16 protein-coding genes are annotated in these 15,266 nt (G+C 46.5%); 7 read left to right on the forward strand and 9 right to left on the reverse strand.

All coding sequences use genetic code 11. The features are described 5' to 3' along the window. Positions 1-3 precede the first annotated feature (3 nt). Together sdhD and sdhC are read right to left on the reverse strand one after the other, a co-directional pair. Complete coding sequence (gene sdhD, locus Q1A08_RS14780) at positions 4-372, reverse strand: succinate dehydrogenase, hydrophobic membrane anchor protein (RefSeq protein ID WP_299774253.1); 369 nt, start codon at positions 370-372, stop codon at positions 4-6. Next, positions 366-740 (reverse strand): succinate dehydrogenase, cytochrome b556 subunit, encoded by a 375-nt coding sequence (sdhC, locus tag Q1A08_RS14785; protein ID WP_299774255.1) that lies wholly within the window; start codon positions 738-740, stop codon positions 366-368. Before sdhC ends, sdhD begins: the two co-directional genes overlap by 7 nt. Positions 741-1,355: 615 nt before the next feature. Here sdhC and gltA point away from each other — a divergent pair. Beyond that, positions 1,356-2,645: a citrate synthase gene (gltA, locus tag Q1A08_RS14790; protein ID WP_299774257.1), complete on the forward strand. Its 1,290-nt coding sequence runs from the start codon at positions 1,356-1,358 to the stop codon at positions 2,643-2,645. Between the two features lie 96 nt (positions 2,646-2,741). On the opposite strand, the gene Q1A08_RS14795 is transcribed toward gltA, so the two are convergent. Together Q1A08_RS14795 and Q1A08_RS14800 are read right to left on the reverse strand one after the other, a co-directional pair. Then, positions 2,742-3,161 (reverse strand): biopolymer transporter ExbD, encoded by a 420-nt coding sequence (locus tag Q1A08_RS14795; protein WP_299774259.1) that lies wholly within the window; start codon positions 3,159-3,161, stop codon positions 2,742-2,744. Between the two features lie 165 nt (positions 3,162-3,326). Further along, positions 3,327-4,013: a transglutaminase-like cysteine peptidase gene (locus Q1A08_RS14800; protein WP_299774261.1), complete on the reverse strand. Its 687-nt coding sequence runs from the start codon at positions 4,011-4,013 to the stop codon at positions 3,327-3,329. Between the two features lie 298 nt (positions 4,014-4,311). On the opposite strand from Q1A08_RS14800, the gene Q1A08_RS14805 reads away from it, so the two are divergent. The 4 genes from Q1A08_RS14805 to Q1A08_RS14820 all read left to right on the forward strand — a co-directional run bounded on the left by Q1A08_RS14805 (position 4,312) and on the right by Q1A08_RS14820 (position 6,819). Then, entirely contained in the window at positions 4,312-5,019 is a 708-nt protein-coding gene (locus Q1A08_RS14805; RefSeq protein WP_299774263.1) for a hypothetical protein, read from the forward strand. A 172-nt stretch (positions 5,020-5,191) separates the two neighbouring features. After that, on the forward strand, positions 5,192-5,512 hold the full coding sequence (gene glpE, locus Q1A08_RS14810; RefSeq protein WP_299774265.1) for a thiosulfate sulfurtransferase GlpE: 321 nt from the start codon (positions 5,192-5,194) through the stop codon (positions 5,510-5,512). 3 nt (positions 5,513-5,515) lie between these two features. After that, positions 5,516-6,298: a sulfite exporter TauE/SafE family protein gene (locus tag Q1A08_RS14815; RefSeq protein ID WP_299774267.1), complete on the forward strand. Its 783-nt coding sequence runs from the start codon at positions 5,516-5,518 to the stop codon at positions 6,296-6,298. Continuing rightward, positions 6,250-6,819, forward strand: a complete 570-nt coding sequence (locus Q1A08_RS14820; RefSeq protein ID WP_299774269.1) for a hypothetical protein — start codon at positions 6,250-6,252, stop codon at positions 6,817-6,819. Before Q1A08_RS14815 ends, Q1A08_RS14820 begins: the two co-directional genes overlap by 49 nt. A gap of 96 nt (positions 6,820-6,915) precedes the next feature. Here Q1A08_RS14820 and Q1A08_RS14825 read toward each other — a convergent pair whose 3' ends face one another. Then, positions 6,916-7,842, reverse strand: coding sequence for a LysR family transcriptional regulator (locus Q1A08_RS14825; RefSeq protein WP_299774270.1), 927 nt, complete (start codon positions 7,840-7,842; stop codon positions 6,916-6,918). A 110-nt stretch (positions 7,843-7,952) separates the two neighbouring features. Here Q1A08_RS14825 and Q1A08_RS14830 point away from each other — a divergent pair, with 110 nt between their 5' ends. Together Q1A08_RS14830 and Q1A08_RS14835 are read left to right on the forward strand one after the other, a co-directional pair. After that, positions 7,953-8,495: a cytochrome b gene (locus tag Q1A08_RS14830; protein WP_299774272.1), complete on the forward strand. Its 543-nt coding sequence runs from the start codon at positions 7,953-7,955 to the stop codon at positions 8,493-8,495. A 36-nt stretch (positions 8,496-8,531) separates the two neighbouring features. Then, positions 8,532-9,113: a YceI family protein gene (locus Q1A08_RS14835; protein WP_299774274.1), complete on the forward strand. Its 582-nt coding sequence runs from the start codon at positions 8,532-8,534 to the stop codon at positions 9,111-9,113. 87 nt (positions 9,114-9,200) lie between these two features. Here the strand turns inward: Q1A08_RS14835 and cysN are convergent, their stop codons facing one another. From cysN to pheA, 4 genes are all read right to left on the reverse strand, one after another. Then, positions 9,201-10,649 carry a sulfate adenylyltransferase subunit CysN gene (gene cysN / locus Q1A08_RS14840; RefSeq protein WP_299774276.1) on the reverse strand — a complete coding sequence of 483 codons (1,449 nt, stop codon included), beginning with the start codon at positions 10,647-10,649 and terminating at the stop codon, positions 9,201-9,203. Continuing rightward, positions 10,649-11,569 carry a sulfate adenylyltransferase subunit CysD gene (cysD, locus tag Q1A08_RS14845; protein ID WP_299774278.1) on the reverse strand — a complete coding sequence of 307 codons (921 nt, stop codon included), beginning with the start codon at positions 11,567-11,569 and terminating at the stop codon, positions 10,649-10,651. Before cysD ends, cysN begins: the two co-directional genes overlap by 1 nt. 129 nt (positions 11,570-11,698) lie before the next feature. Beyond that, complete coding sequence (locus Q1A08_RS14850) at positions 11,699-13,942, reverse strand: bifunctional prephenate dehydrogenase/3-phosphoshikimate 1-carboxyvinyltransferase (protein WP_299774280.1); 2,244 nt, start codon at positions 13,940-13,942, stop codon at positions 11,699-11,701. A gap of 23 nt (positions 13,943-13,965) precedes the next feature. Beyond that, positions 13,966-15,093, reverse strand: a complete 1,128-nt coding sequence (pheA, locus tag Q1A08_RS14855; RefSeq protein ID WP_299774282.1) for a prephenate dehydratase — start codon at positions 15,091-15,093, stop codon at positions 13,966-13,968. Positions 15,094-15,266: the final 173 nt, after the last annotated feature.

Genomic DNA, 15,266 nt, shown 5'->3' on the forward strand with positions numbered 1-15,266 from the left:
GAGTTAAACCCCCCAAAGAATCTCTATGCCCCAAACGACATAGGTAACTGTGATCAAACCAAGAACCATCTGCATCAATACGCGCAAGATAGTCGCCTTGTTGCCCATCAATCGGTTGGTTAAGTAATCCGTCAATACCGCCCACAAACCAATCCAGGCGTGCGCAGCAATTGAAAATAGAGTAATTAAGGAGAAAACACGCATCCACAAAGTAGAGTACAGGCCTTTCCAAACCTCGTAGGTCAACTCTGGAGTTAGCACAATAAAGGCTGCCAGAAAAATTGTGTAAGCGGCCATAACCACGGCACTAACACGTTGAATCATCCAGTCGTAAAGGCCACTGCGACCAAAACTTGTAACTGCAGTTACCATACCCAAACCCCCGCAAGTAGAATCAATACAGCGATGACGGCAATGGCGATTTTCGCGCCCTTCTGGCCACCTTCAAGGTCTTCACCAATACCAGCATCCATAATCAGGTGTCGAATACCTGCCACCATGTGATAAATCAGTCCAGCCAGCGTTAACCAAATAATGAATTGGCACAGTGGACTGCTCAGGGTGTCTTGCATTTCAGCAAAGCCAGCTGCTGAAGATAAGCTCTTATCGAGCATCCAAAGCAAAATGGCTACGCCGGCAAACAAGGCCACACCAGAAACACGGTGAAGAATGGAAACGTAGGCGGTGATGGGTAGTTTTATCGTTGAAATGTCGAGATTGACAGGTCTGTTTTTTTTCACGGTTGTATCACACCTATAATGCCCGGTTTTCGCTACACGCTATGGTCGCTAAACTCGGGGGCGGGTTTGAGACAGTTCAGCAGGCCTAAGGCCGTTTGAATCCACCTCCCTAGCATAGGTAAACAGCACGCTTATTGCCATCTACCCCCCTGCAAGATCGCGCGGAATTATAGAGATCACACTGTAAAATTACAAATGAAAAGGAGTTTATATGGCCAAATGTCTAAGAAAAATATGAACTTACTGAGAACAGTTCACATGTAAGACAGAAATTCGTACAAACAATAAACAAAGCTCAGAATTTGTCGCTTTAAATTGTTTTCACGCTTCACACGCAGCAAAGCAAGCAAAAGCGCGCCCTAAGACAGCCTGTAATAATTTAGAGACTATACTTAAGTCGAAAAAGCCATGGTTTATCCGCTTTAGATCATTGACTTTGACACTCCGGTGCTTATAGTTGTCCACCCAATTAGAGCCAAAGTGAAGAATTTTCGCGAATTTTTAACTAAAAAGGCCGCATAAATGTGCAGTGTTGTTCTCGTACGGATAGCAATTATGGCATCGCCATACACTGCGAAATTGAAGCAGAATTTACAGCAGAAATAGGAGCCCGTAATGACTGATAAGAAAGCTACCCTTTCGGTCGACGGTTTAGAGCAAACCATAGAACTGCCAATGTACTCTGGCAGCGTCGGTCCTGACGTGATCGATGTTAGCAGCTTAACTTCAAAAGGTTACTTCACTTACGATCCGGGCTTTATGGCCACCGCTTCATGTGATTCTAAAATCACTTATATCGATGGCGGCGCCGGTGTTTTATTGCATCGCGGTTATCCAATTGATCAGCTAGCCGAGCACTCTGATTACTTAGAGACTTGCTTCCTTTTATTAAACGGCGAGCTACCGAGCAAAGCTGAAAAAGAAAGCTTTGTAGACACCATTACTCACCACACAATGGTGCATGAGAATATTTCTCGCTTTTTCCGCGGCTTCCGCAGCGACGCTCACCCAATGTCTATTATGTGTGGTGCAGTAGGTGCACTAGCCTCTTTCTACCACGACTCTTTAGACATCACCGACGAAGAGCATCGCAAAATTTCTGCGCACCGCTTAATCGCCAAGATGCCGACCTTGGCCGCCATGTGCTACAAGCACCATATCGGCCAGCCATTCATGTACCCACGTAACGATCTGAGCTACTCAGAGAACTTCTTACACATGATGTTTGGCACACCTTGCGATGAGCCAAAGGTAAACCCGGTATTGGCGCGCGCTATGGACAAGATCTTCTTGTTGCATGCTGATCACGAGCAAAACGCTTCTACCTCTACGGTTCGTTTGGCAGGCTCTTCTGGCGCCAACCCATTTGCTTGTATCGCTGCAGGTATCGCTACTCTGTGGGGCCCAGCTCACGGTGGTGCGAACGAAGCTGTACTAACCATGCTAGAAGAAATCGGCAGCGTTGACCGCATTGATGAGTTTGTTGCCAAGGCAAAAGACAAGAAGGATCCTTTCCGCTTGATGGGCTTCGGTCACCGTGTTTATAAAAACTTTGACCCACGCGCCAAGGTAATGAAAGAAACCTGTGACGAAGTATTGTCTGAGCTAGGTTTGGAAAACGATCCACTATTGGCCATCGCCAAACGTCTAGAAGAAATCGCTTTGGAAGACGAGTACTTCATCGAGAAGAAACTGTATCCAAACGTAGACTTCTACTCTGGCATCATCATGAAGGCGATCGGAATTCCAACCGATATGTTCACTGTGATCTTCGCAACTGGTCGTACCGTTGGCTGGATTGCACACTGGCACGAAATGATCTCTAACCCATACAAAATTGGCCGTCCGCGCCAGTTGTACACCGGTTACGAGTCTCGCGACTACCAGCCAGTGGATAAGCGCTAATCTTTGCGATTACCGCGTACCAAAAAGCCCGAGCACTGCTCGGGCTTTTTGGTTTCTGCCTCTTGTAAATTGCTTAGCCTTAGGTCCAGCTGTTACTCATAAACTCTTGATATCTGGCAGTAAAGAGATCTGATAAACATTGGCTTGACGAGCCGCATCGGCGATAGCCACATAGGTTTTAGCACTGGATTTTCCATCAGCCTTTATAACAAGCGGCGCCTTAGGATTCTCGGCATGCAGCCTTGCCACATTAGCGCGCACGGCACGTATGTCTACCCGGCGGCCCTCCATCCATATTTCATCACTGGCAGCCACCTGAATCAAAATGGGTTCATTAGTACTGCTACTATTTTCAGGGGTAGAATCGGGGGTATCAACGGCTATGCCCACCTCCTTGATAAAGGACGCCGTTACGATAAAGAAAATCAGCATGATAAAGACAACATCAAGCATCGGGGTTAAGTCGATTTCAGCTTTATCAGCAGTATCATGCAAGGACTGTTTACGTCGAATCATCGTATCACCTCTTTCTTTGCTTTATGTATTAAAGCCAAGGCTCTATGGCCCACAGTAATTAAGCTGTGACAACTGAATTAGAACCAAGGCTCCCATTTAGAATAGAGGTGAATCAGGTCAATTGACAAGCCAATTATGCAAAAAACAGGCAGTTTAGACTTATGTCTACATAACCTCGGCAAGTAATTTCTCGTTGAGCTTACGCCATTGCGGCAGGCTTTTTTGGCTACTTGCTTTTAATTTCTTCCCGCGAGCCTTTGCTAGCCATAGGTTTTCACCGTTAAAACTATAAACTGGCAATAGATCATTGCGCTTGGAGGCCGGAAGAATACGCATATTGATATTATCCATAATCAACGGCTCGGCATCGGGCGTCTCGTAATAGGCTAAGACCATGTGCGCCTGGTTGTACTCAATCGCTTTAACATAGGTAATACGAAGCTTCGCAGTAGATACATGGGTATCCTTGAGGGTAAAGTACTTGGCGATTGAATAGTCTTCACAATCCCCCCCATTGGTGCCCAACATTTCAATCGGAGTCGCCCAATAGTCTTCCATGCCCCAGTGGCGCTGATCACTGACCCAGCGCACCTCATTGAAGAAGCGGTTGGAGCTTTTAAGCTTCTTACTTTCGCTAATGGCTTTTTGCGGGTCAGCATTGCGATCCATTAACTTCTTCCAATCTGCCACCCTATTCCTGGCTGAATTTCCGTATTTCGACTCGACCTTATTTAAAACGTGCTCATTGATACCATCAATATATTGCGCAGTAGCCAGCTGGGGCAGCAGGATTAGCGGCAAGCTGCATATTGCGTACTTAAAGCGAGACAAAACGTCCTCTCCTTGATTCAATCTAGGTTTCTTCGACAATGCTTGATCCAGTACGTCCTAATACGGATTTCCATATGACATACTTAAGCTTTGTAGCGGCCAATTTAAGCAAATCTAAAGCGCCACCACTTGTTTTAGGTTTAGCTCAATTTCTCAAGCTTAGCCAGTTGTAAGAACCAGCAATCGAGCTTTAAATAAGGGCAAAATATTAGCCTTAGCAAAGGGAATTTATGGCAACGATTGCAGTCGAAGCATTCAGTGCCTGCTTTGCCATACACTTGTCGAGATTTGGCGCTTAATTCGTGATAGGAGTCGAACTATGAAACCCATGAAATCTCTATGCCTCAGCATCTGCTGCGCAGCATTAGCTGGGCTGATGAGCCCGTTAAGTTTTGCCGAGCCACAAGCTTCCGCCAAAACCGAAGAGATGTCTTTGATCGTCGACCAATCGCGCCTGCAAATTCACCGCAGTAAGGATCTGGAAGAATCCCCAAGGGCCAGCAGCGCATTCAGTCAGATTCAAGTACATCCTGCCAGCGTTAAATTTCGTCGCAACTGGCGACGAGATTACAACCTAGACAGAAATTCCTTGATGGACCACATCAGCAAGCAGGATGAAGAGAAACTGCTAACCAGTGCTACCGAGCTGTTTAATGAGGAGTTTCCAAAAGTCTTACCAAAGCACAGTCGCTTTGCCCTGAGCTCGAACAGCGACAATAAGACCTTAATTCTGAAACCCAAGATCGTAGACCTTGTGATTAACGGACCAGATCTAAAGCACGGCCGCGCCAGCCGCCAGGTTAAGGTTTACTCGGCCGGTAAAGCCACTCTTATCCTAGAAGTAATTGATGGCGCTACCGGGAAATTGCTTGGCACAATTAAATCTCGCCGAGAGAGCCCCGACTACCACGAGCTTCGCAATGCGAGCAGTGTATTTAACCGCGGTGAAGCCAAGCGCATGATCAATCGCTGGGCTAAGGATCTAGACAGAAACTTAACCGCGCTACTTGACGGCACTTCCGTCTAATACGGTTCAAACTTAGCACGTTGAGGCAGAGCGTTCTTTTAGCCTGCCTCTACAAACGCATCCCGCGCTTGCACGCTCAAGCACAGTAACTTAACGCCTCCCAATTCCTTCGCTATCCTCGCCCTAGATTTGAAGCTACAATAGCAAGCTGATTTATCGACAGGCCAAGCCAATGTATTTCCACCATATCAATTGCAAAGACCTTGCTGCTCGCCTAGAAGAAGGAGAGTGTCAACTGGTAGACATAAGGGACCCACAATCCTTTCAACTTGGTCATATTCCCGGCTCTATTCATTTGAGCGATCAAAACTTAGATGAATTTTTAATGGCTGCAGACCCGGATCAAAGTACAATCGTAATTTGCTACCACGGCAATAGCAGCCAACAGGCTGCCGCTTTTTTAGCGCAAAAAGATTTTACCGATGTTTACAGCCTAGATGGCGGAATGGAACATTGGCGGAGTTTGTTTCCGCAACGGGTAGAACAATCTTAAGCAGTGGATAGCCTAGAGTTAAGTCAATATCTCTTAATCGCCCTAGTATTTGTTTGGAGCGGCATTGTTCGCTCCGGGCTCGGTTTTGGCGGCGCGGTTTTATCCCTGCCCTTCTTATTACTGATCGATGACCGCCCCCAAGTATACCTCCCTATTATCTCTGTGCACTTATTACTCTTTGGCGGCCTTACCGTCCTACGAGGGCAACAGAAATTTAAGAATAATCAAAGCGAACACTTAAGTCCGATTGATTGGAACTACTTAAAGAAAGCTATGGGGATTATGCTTGTTCCCAAAATTATTGGGGTTTTAGGTCTGGTCAGCTTGCCCAATAATATTCTCAGCGGAATCATATTTGTGATCGTTTTTGCTTATTCCCTGAGCTATATCTTTAATAAGCCTTTTAGAAGTCAGCACCCCTGGATTGACAATACTTTTTTGATATTAGGGGGATATATCAGCGGCACATCGCTTATTGGTGCCCCTCTCATTATTACGGTTTTCAGCAAACACGTTCATAAAAACCAATTGCGCGATACCCTATTTGCCTTATGGGTTATTTTGGTCTCCATCAAAATGGCCGCATTTATATGGGTCGGCCTAGATCTTCAATTGGAGCATGCTCTCTACCTATTACCGCCTGTTGCACTGGGGCATTGGATTGGCTTAAAGCTGCATCACCGCCTTCAGCAAGCTGAGCCCGTCATGTTTTTCCGGGTCATTGGCTTAGCGCTACTGTGTATTTGCTTAATTGGCTTCTATCAGGCCCTGCAATCTTTTTTCTAATTACCACTAAACCTGGCGCACTAACCGATTTCACCAGCAGCCTTTCTGCGGTTAGCTATGTTTACGATTTCCCTAAAGCAGGAGATATTGTAGAGCTGGAATGGGAAACCGCAAAGCAATCTTTTACTGCACAACGCAGCTTCCGCAACGCATTAGATGAAGGCTTTACGGTCGTCAGATTTAATCGCTCATCTTTAGGCCATGGTATAAGCCATAAACAAGGTGACATTCTAGTCGCTGAACGTGACCCTTCTGAATTTATATTTGACATTAATCGACAGAGTTTTCAATTGACGCGACACAGTGAAAATTTTGGGCGATGCGATTACTCAGGCGATATCACCTTTAGCTTTTCTGGCTTACTCAGTGAAGGTCAGTACAGCTGCGAACACGAACAAGGAAAGCACAGCGCTAGCTTTGGTGTGAGCAATGATGACGGCTTTTTCAGCGGTCGCTTTTCTCTCACGCCTAACGGCAGCCAAGAGAGTTATAAAGATGTTGTTATAGGTATTGCGAAATAGACACGGCCAGCACAACAAAACACCGCAAAATAGAGCTATCCAGCTCCTTTTTTGCTGTGTTTTACTTTGCTTGCTTAATTCTTTACTTAAGCGACTTCAAGCAATAAGCTCTTCAAGGCAAATATCCAAACATTCTTGCAGCGCCTTTATTTTAATATTGCCAATATAGTTTTTGTGATAGACAAACCACAAGCCATCACTGTTTACTGATTCTGGCAACTGATAGGGAATCTCTAACAAATTCTTTTCAGCTTTAGTTTTGAATCCTGCCATTAGTCCAATACCCATTCCAGCACGTATTGACCAATCCAAATCCGAGAAATGATTGCTTTGCACCACAACACTCTGTGCTGGTACTCGTTCCACGAGATACTTGACGAAGGGAATGTGATGTTTATCGGGTGACGGTAAAAGCCAGTCATGTTCAGCAAAGTCGGCTGTAGTTTCTGGCATGCCTCGCTGATTACTGTAGTCACGATGACAATACAGCCCCATTCTGAAATTCAGCAAACGGCGAGCAATAATGTCTGCCCCCTGAGGCTCGCTGCCAGCTCGTAATGACACATGGGTAATACCCGTGGCTGGCGAAATAATATCTTCGGTAGTTAGCAGTCGAATGCTCATGCCCGGAAATCGCTCCCGCATCATTTTGATAGCTGGGGTTATTAAGGAGACATGGTCCGGCAAACAGGTAATTTTGAGTTTCCCGCTGGCCGCGTTTGTTACCGCCTCCATTCGACTGTCGAGCTGGGAAAATAGCTCCTGGATATCTGGCAAGCCCTGCATTAGCACTCTACCCGCATCACTCAATTGATAACCACGCTGGTGCCTTAGAAAGAGTTTTAGGTTCAGGCTTTCTTCAAGCCGGTTAATATCCCTAAGCACCGTAGCGTGACTGGTACCCAGCGCCCTCGCCGCTTTATTCAAGGAGCCCGATGTGGCAACCTGATAGGCAACCCGGTAGAGATCCCAGCTAATTTCTCGCCGACTCAGCCCTATACCTTCTGCTTGCTTCCCACCCATCTCTACCTATCCAGCAAATAACTTGTTCAAATATGAACATCTATTTTATAAATAATTGAATAGCCTTCAAGCCCAAAGCTGGTTAAAGTACGCCTTTCCTGGAGGTAAGAATGATTCGCAACACAATAGAGAGCTATGGCTGGATAAGCATCCTTTTGCACTGGCTAATGGCTTTAAGTATTTTTGGTCTGTTTGGTCTGGGCCTATACATGGTCGAACTGGGCTATTACGACCCCTGGTATCGGTCATCCATGGATTTACACAAAAGCATAGGCTTGGTATTGGCCTTTGTTTACGTATTAAGACTATTGTGGAAGCTGCAACAAGAATGTCCGGAGCCGATCGCTGATAAAGCCTGGCAAAGGCTCGCAGCTCAACTCACTCATGGACTACTTTATCTCGTATTGCTGGCCATTATGGTGAGTGGTTATTTAATATCGACCGCGGACGGTCGCAGTATTGAGATTTTCGCTTTGTTTTCGGTGCCAGCGCTGCCATTTGCCTTTGAGCAACAAGAAGATATTGCCGGTTATATTCACTGGCTATTAGCCTGGAGCCTGATGTTTATAGTCGCTGTACATGCCTTGGCCGCATTACAGCATCATTTTTTATTGAAAGATAACACCCTAAAGCGCATGCTGCGGCCACAATAAGCCGCATTTAGCCAACGCTTATTTTAAGGAAACATTATGTTAATTAAAAACCTCGTTAAACTTACTGCTATAGCCGCCACCGCTGTTGCCAGCATTCAAGCTAGCGCCGCTGACTATCAGGTAGATATTAAAGGCGCCCATGCATTTATTAACTTCAAAATTAAACATCTTGGTTACAGCTGGCTAACCGGCCGCTTTAACACCTTTGACGGCCAGTTTACTTGGGACAAAGATCAACCTAACGCCAGCAAAATCAACATCGAAATCGACACCACAAGTATCGATTCAAACCACGCTGAGCGCGACAAGCATTTACGTGGCAAAGACTTCTTAAACGTTAAAGACTTCCCTAAAGCGAGCTTTGTGAGCGAGAAGATCGAATTTAGCAATGCCACTGAAGGTACAGTAACTGGCACCCTAACCTTACACGGTGTAAGCAAAGCCATCAGCTTTCCTGTAGAAAAGCTCGGTGAGGGTAAAGATCCTTGGGGTGGTTATCGTGTTGGTTTTGAAGGCAAAACCACATTGAAGTTGGCCGACTATGGTATGACTTATAACCTTGGCCCGGCTTCTACTCATGTTGAGCTAGAGTTGTTGGTTGAAGGTATTCGTAAGTAATAATCTATAGCTAAAATGAAAAAGGCCAGCAATATGCTGGCCTTTTTTGTATCAATATAGAAAGGAGCTCAAAGAGCCCCACCCTATTTATTTCTTTGCAATTGCTCTCAGATCAATCGCTTGCCAATGTGGAAAATGCTTTCGTACTAGAGCATTTAATTCCAACTCGAATTCAGAGAATTCCTGTTGTTGTGAAATTGCCTCGCCTTCTAGCAATTCAGTTACCATGCCTGCGCCTACGGTAATATTACTAAGGCGATCGATCACGATAAAAGCGCCAGTGGCACGATTAACTTGATAGGCATCAGCAACAACTGCTTGCTCCAATTGCACATCAACTAGGGCGATGTCGTTTAAGGCAAGCTCACCGGCAGCAAGCTGCTCTTGGGTATTTACATCAATGCGGTGAGCAATATCGCTGATACTCCCTGGGCTTACTTTACTGGCGAATTTAAATAAGTACTCGCGCCCTGGCTGCAGTGCACCTTCTGCCATCCAAACCAAGTGCGCTTTTAAGCGATTGCTTTGAATACTGTCGCCATCAGTATCGGCTTTAACAAGGGTATCACCACGGGAGATATCAATTTCATCTTCTAGGGTAATGGTAATCGCTTCACCGGCGAAGGCTTGGCTTGGTGAATCACCGTGCACCACGATTTCTTTTACCTTGCTTTGCTTACCCGAAGGAAGAGCTTTTAAGCTATCGCCCACAGCGACTTGCCCCGAAGCCACGGTACCGCAGAAGCCACGAAAATCGAGATTTGGACGGTTTACATATTGCACAGGGAAGCGAAAATCTTCGAGGTTTTTATCTTCCGCAATAGATACCGACTCCAACACTTCCATTAAAGTTGGGCCTTGATACCAAGGGGTATTCTCACTGGCGTTAACAACATTATCGCCTTCCAAAGCCGACATAGGAATGAACTGAATATCAGCGCCTTGCTCACCTTGAATACCAGCAAGCTCTTTGGAGAACTCCAGATAATCGCCCTTAATGGATTCAAAAACATCTTCACTAAAATCTTTTAGATCCATTTTATTGACCGCGACCACCAAGTGCTTAATGCCCAGCAAAGAGGCAATATAACTGTGGCGACGAGTTTGAGGCATCACCCCATAGCGCGCATCAATAAGAATAACCGCTAGGTCACAAGTAGATGCTCCAGTGGCCATATTGCGAGTGTATTGCTCGTGCCCTGGGGTATCGGCAATAATGTATTTGCGTTTGGCGGTTGAGAAATAACGGTAGGCCACATCAATAGTAATACCTTGCTCGCGTTCAGCCTGAAGGCCGTCGACTAGCAAAGCTAAATCAATTTTTTCGCCTGTTGTACCATGCTTTGAGGTATCGGCCTGCACAGCTTCTAATTGATCTTCATAGATCATTTTGCTGTCGTGTAGCAATCGACCAATTAAAGTCGACTTACCATCATCAACCGAGCCACAGGTTAGAAAACGAAGCAATTCTTTACGCTCATGCTGGGCAAGATAGGCGTGAATATCTTCTGCAATTAAATCGGATTGGTGGGACATTAGAAATAACCCTCCTGTTTTTTCTTTTCCATCGAGCCTGAGCTGTCGTGATCGATGACACGGCCTTGACGTTCTGAAGTCGTCGTCAATAACATTTCCTGAATAATTTCAGGCAAGGTATTCGCCTCAGATTCCACCGCACCTGTGAGCGGATAACAACCTAGCGTACGGAAGCGCACCATTTTTTCTTGCACTTCTTCGCCTTCTTCTAGTGGCATGCGATCATCGTCAACCATAATCAAGACACCATCGCGCTCAACCACAGGACGTTTTTCAGCCAAATACAAAGGCACAATTGGAATCCCTTCCAAATGGATATATTGCCAGATATCTAGCTCTGTCCAATTCGACAATGGGAAAACGCGAATACTCTCGCCTTTATCAACTTTGCCGTTATAAATATTCCACAACTCAGGACGCTGATTCTTAGGGTCCCAGCGGTGATGTTTATCGCGGAAGGAATAAACACGTTCTTTTGCGCGGGACTTTTCCTCGTCGCGGCGCGCACCACCGAATGCTGCATCGAAACCGTATTTATCGAGGGCCTGCTTTAGAGATGCCGTCTTCATAATATCGGTATGCTTAGCACTGCCGTGAGTGAAGGGGCCCACTCCCATATCTACACCTTCCTGATTGATATGGACAATCAAATCCCAACCTAGGTCTTTAACGCGCTGATCGCGAAACTCAATCATCTCGCGAAATTTCCAGGTGGTATCCACATGCATCAATGGAAACGGCGGTTTGCCTGGGTAGAAGGCTTTCATCGCCAAGTGCATCATTACAGCGGAATCTTTACCCACTGAATAGAGCATTACGGGGTTATCAAACTCCGCGGCTACTTCGCGGATAATATGAATACTCTCCGCTTCTAACTGTTTTAAGTGCGTCAATTGCGCTTTAGAGGCTGCTTCGGACATGGTCGTCTCTTTCAATTGCTATCTTTCATGCTATGCAGGCTGAATAATCTTCAGCTGGGACGGGGCTCTTACAAAAGAACTGTACCCGCACCTAGGCGGGCACATTATAGAAAATCTTTTACCGAAAGGTTAACGACTCTTTACTTCTAAGCTTATGCCGGAAGTCTGAGCCAATTCGACAAAAGTCGGGAAGGAAGTTGCAACATTCGCGGTATCATTCACCACGATGGTGTCGCTAGCGCGCAGGCCAGCAATGGTGAAGGACATGGCGATACGATGATCGTGATGACTTTCGACCTCGCCACCACTGAACACCTCAGTTTGAGCGCCCTTACCTTGGATAATAATACCGTCTTCAGTGGCCTTTGCATCGATACCTAAGCTCACCATACCGTCAGCCATTACCTGGATACGATCGCTCTCTTTCACCCGTAACTCTTCGGCCCCGGTCAATACGGTCTCGCCTTCAGCGCAGGCCGCCGCAATAAACAAGGCTGGAAACTCATCAATGGCTAGTGGCACCTGATCTTCTGGAATACGGATGCCTGTTAACGGCTGGTAGCGAATACGCACATCAGCCACGGGCTCACCACCCACTTCACGCTCATTGTGCAACGTTAGATCAGCACCCATCTGACGTAGAATATTTACCACACCCACACGGGTTGGGTTCATACCAACATGCTGCAAAGTAACATCAGAGCCAGGAGCAATCGCGGCCGCCACCATAAAGAATGTCGCTGAAGAGATATCTGCCGGAACTTCTATCTGACAAGCCGTTAACTTGCCGCCACCTTGCAAGCTAATACGATCACCTTCACGCTTCACCTCATAGCCAAAGCCACGCAGCATGCGTTCGGTATGGTCACGAGTAGGCGCAGGCTCACTCACCGAGGTTTCTCCATCCGCGTATAAACCGGCCAACAAAACACAAGATTTCACCTGGGCACTGGCCATTGGCATGTCGTAGTGAATTCCACTTAGACCTTTATTTGCACTCATTAGCATGGGCGGGCGACCATTTTCGGCGGTACCAACTTCAGCACCCATTTCACGAAGTGGTATGGCCACGCGATTCATTGGGCGCTTGTTTAGTGATACATCACCACTCATTTCGCTGGCAAACTGCTGTCCAGCCAAAATACCGGCCAATAAACGCATAGAGGTACCGGAGTTTCCAACGTAAAGTTTGCCTGGAGGCGCCTCTAAACCATTTAAACCAACACCGTGGATGCGAACACGGCCTTGATCTGGCCCTTCAATCACCACCCCCATATCTCGGAAGGCTTGCAAGGTTGCCAAGGCGTCTTCACCTTCTAGAAAGCCTTCCACCTCGGTTATTCCCTCGGCCAAGGAGCCAAGCATAATGGAGCGGTGCGAAATAGATTTATCACCTGGCACTCTTAAAGTCCCTTTAACACTGCCACCAGGTTTTACATGGTAATCGATAATATCTTGCTGTGAGTCTTGCATGGTTTGGGTATACGCTCTTTGTTCTAGTAGGGTCGTAAAATGATCGCGAGCAGCTTTCGCCCGTGTAAATACGCCCAATAAATGTTCGCTGTTTTCGCTTTCAATGGCATGACGCAGACGGTTTAAATTGTCTGAAAACATCGTCAAGGAATCTAAAATACTGCGCTTATTGGCCAGCATAATATCGTGCCACATCACCGGATCACTGGAGGCAATGCGAGTGAAGTCTCGAAAGCCACCGGCGGCATAACGGAATATATTTTCATTTTCCGAATCGTGAGCCAGGGTATCCACTAAGGAATAAGCGATCACATGGGGCAAGTGGGAAGTCGCCGCCAGCACCTCATCATGCTCAGCCACATCCATTTCTAAGACCTCAGCCCCCACAGCCTGCCACAATTCACGGACCCGTCGAATATGCTCTTCGCCGGAATTAGCATGGGGGGTCAGAATGACGCGATGATCAATATAGAGTTCAGCATTAGCAGCCGTGACGCCACTTTTTTCAGCACCAGCAATGGGATGACCGGGCACTAACTGGCTGGGCAACTCCCCATAAACCTGCTGGGCAGCTTCGATAACGCTACCTTTAACACTGGCTCCATCGGTAATAGTAACCTCAGGGGATAACTTCGCTTTAATATCAGCCAAAGTGGCCTCAACCGCCAAAGTCGGCACGGAAACAAAAACCACATCCCCTGCGCCTAAGGCAGGTTTGATATCAGCAAGATCAGTAAAAGCTTCATCGACAACAGCCAGCTCAACGGCATCAAGACAGGTTTGTTCCCGTCTAGCAATACCGATTACGGAATCGCAGAGAGATCGCTCTCGAGCTGCTTTCGCTAAACTGCCGCCGATTAAACCGATACCAATGACCACCAAACGTTTACATTGGCTCATAGTAACCTCTTTACAGAATGCTTTTACAATACCGCTTCAGGGTATGAACCTAGTACACGAAGATCAGCGGCTTTAGCGCCTACTTCATCCAAGGCTTTTTTCACTACGGCATCTTCGACATGACCAGCAAAATCGATAAAGAACACATAGTTCCAAGTGCCCGATGCCGCAGGGCGAGTTTCGACGCGGGTTAAATCGATACCGTAAATATGAAATGGCTGCAGCAAATCATGCAACGCACCTGGCTCGTTGCGCATAGCCACAACAACCGAAGTTTTATCTTTGCCGCTAGCAAGTACTTTTTGAGTACCAATAATTAAGAAACGGGTGGAGTTGTCCGGCTGATCTTCGATTTTTTCCGCATGTACTTTTAAGTCGTACAAATCGGCAGCCATCTGGCCAGCAATAGCCGCAGCATTCCACTCACCTTTTAAACGCTTCGCGGCATCAGCGTTACTACTAACCGCAATGCGCTCGGCATTTGGGTAATGGGCATCTAACCATTTACGACACTGCGCCAAAGATTGCGAGTGGGAGTATATGCGCGTAATGCTATCGGTTTTGGTGACATCCGAAACCAATAGATGCTGGTGAATACGCAGCTCTACTTCACCACATATCTGCAGATTCGAGCCCATGAAATTATCAAGGGTGTGGTTTACAACACCTTCGGTAGAGTTCTCAACAGGAACAACGCCATAGTTGACCGCACCTGCTTCAACTTCACGGAATACTTCATCAATGGCCGAAAATGGCATAGCCACTGCAGAGTGGCCAAAATGCTTCAAAGCCGCCTGCTGGGTAAAGGTACCCTCAGGGCCAAGATAAGCAACCTTTGTAGGTTCTTCTAAGGCCAAACAAGCTGACATAATCTCGCGAAACAAGCGCGCCATTTCTTCATCATCAAGCGGGCCGCTATTCATCGCCATGGCTTTACGCAACACTTTGGCTTCACGCTCTGGACGATAATAAACTACGGACTCACTGCTTCCAGCTGCTTCTAATGCCGCCTTTTTAACATCGGCAACATTTTGAGCACAGCGTGCACGGTCGCTGATAAGCTGACAAATTTCATTATCGATACGATCGATTTCGTCGCGCAGCTGACTTAGCTGGGCTTCATTAGCGGGGTTATTTTCTTGCTCTGACATGATATTTACTTTGCTATTGTTCGGCCAAAACCGTTTTGCTTAAGCCGTGATTTCTATGGGTTTTGCTTTCTATATTTCTATCTACATTTTCTAGCTGTAGTTTCTATCTATACACTCTATGATCACGCTGTAAATCATTTTAATGACTTACAAATAACAGGCCATAGAATTTA

It is taken from the genome of uncultured Pseudoteredinibacter sp. (assembly GCF_947500695.1).
In the GTDB taxonomy this organism is placed as follows: domain Bacteria; phylum Pseudomonadota; class Gammaproteobacteria; order Pseudomonadales; family Cellvibrionaceae; genus Pseudoteredinibacter.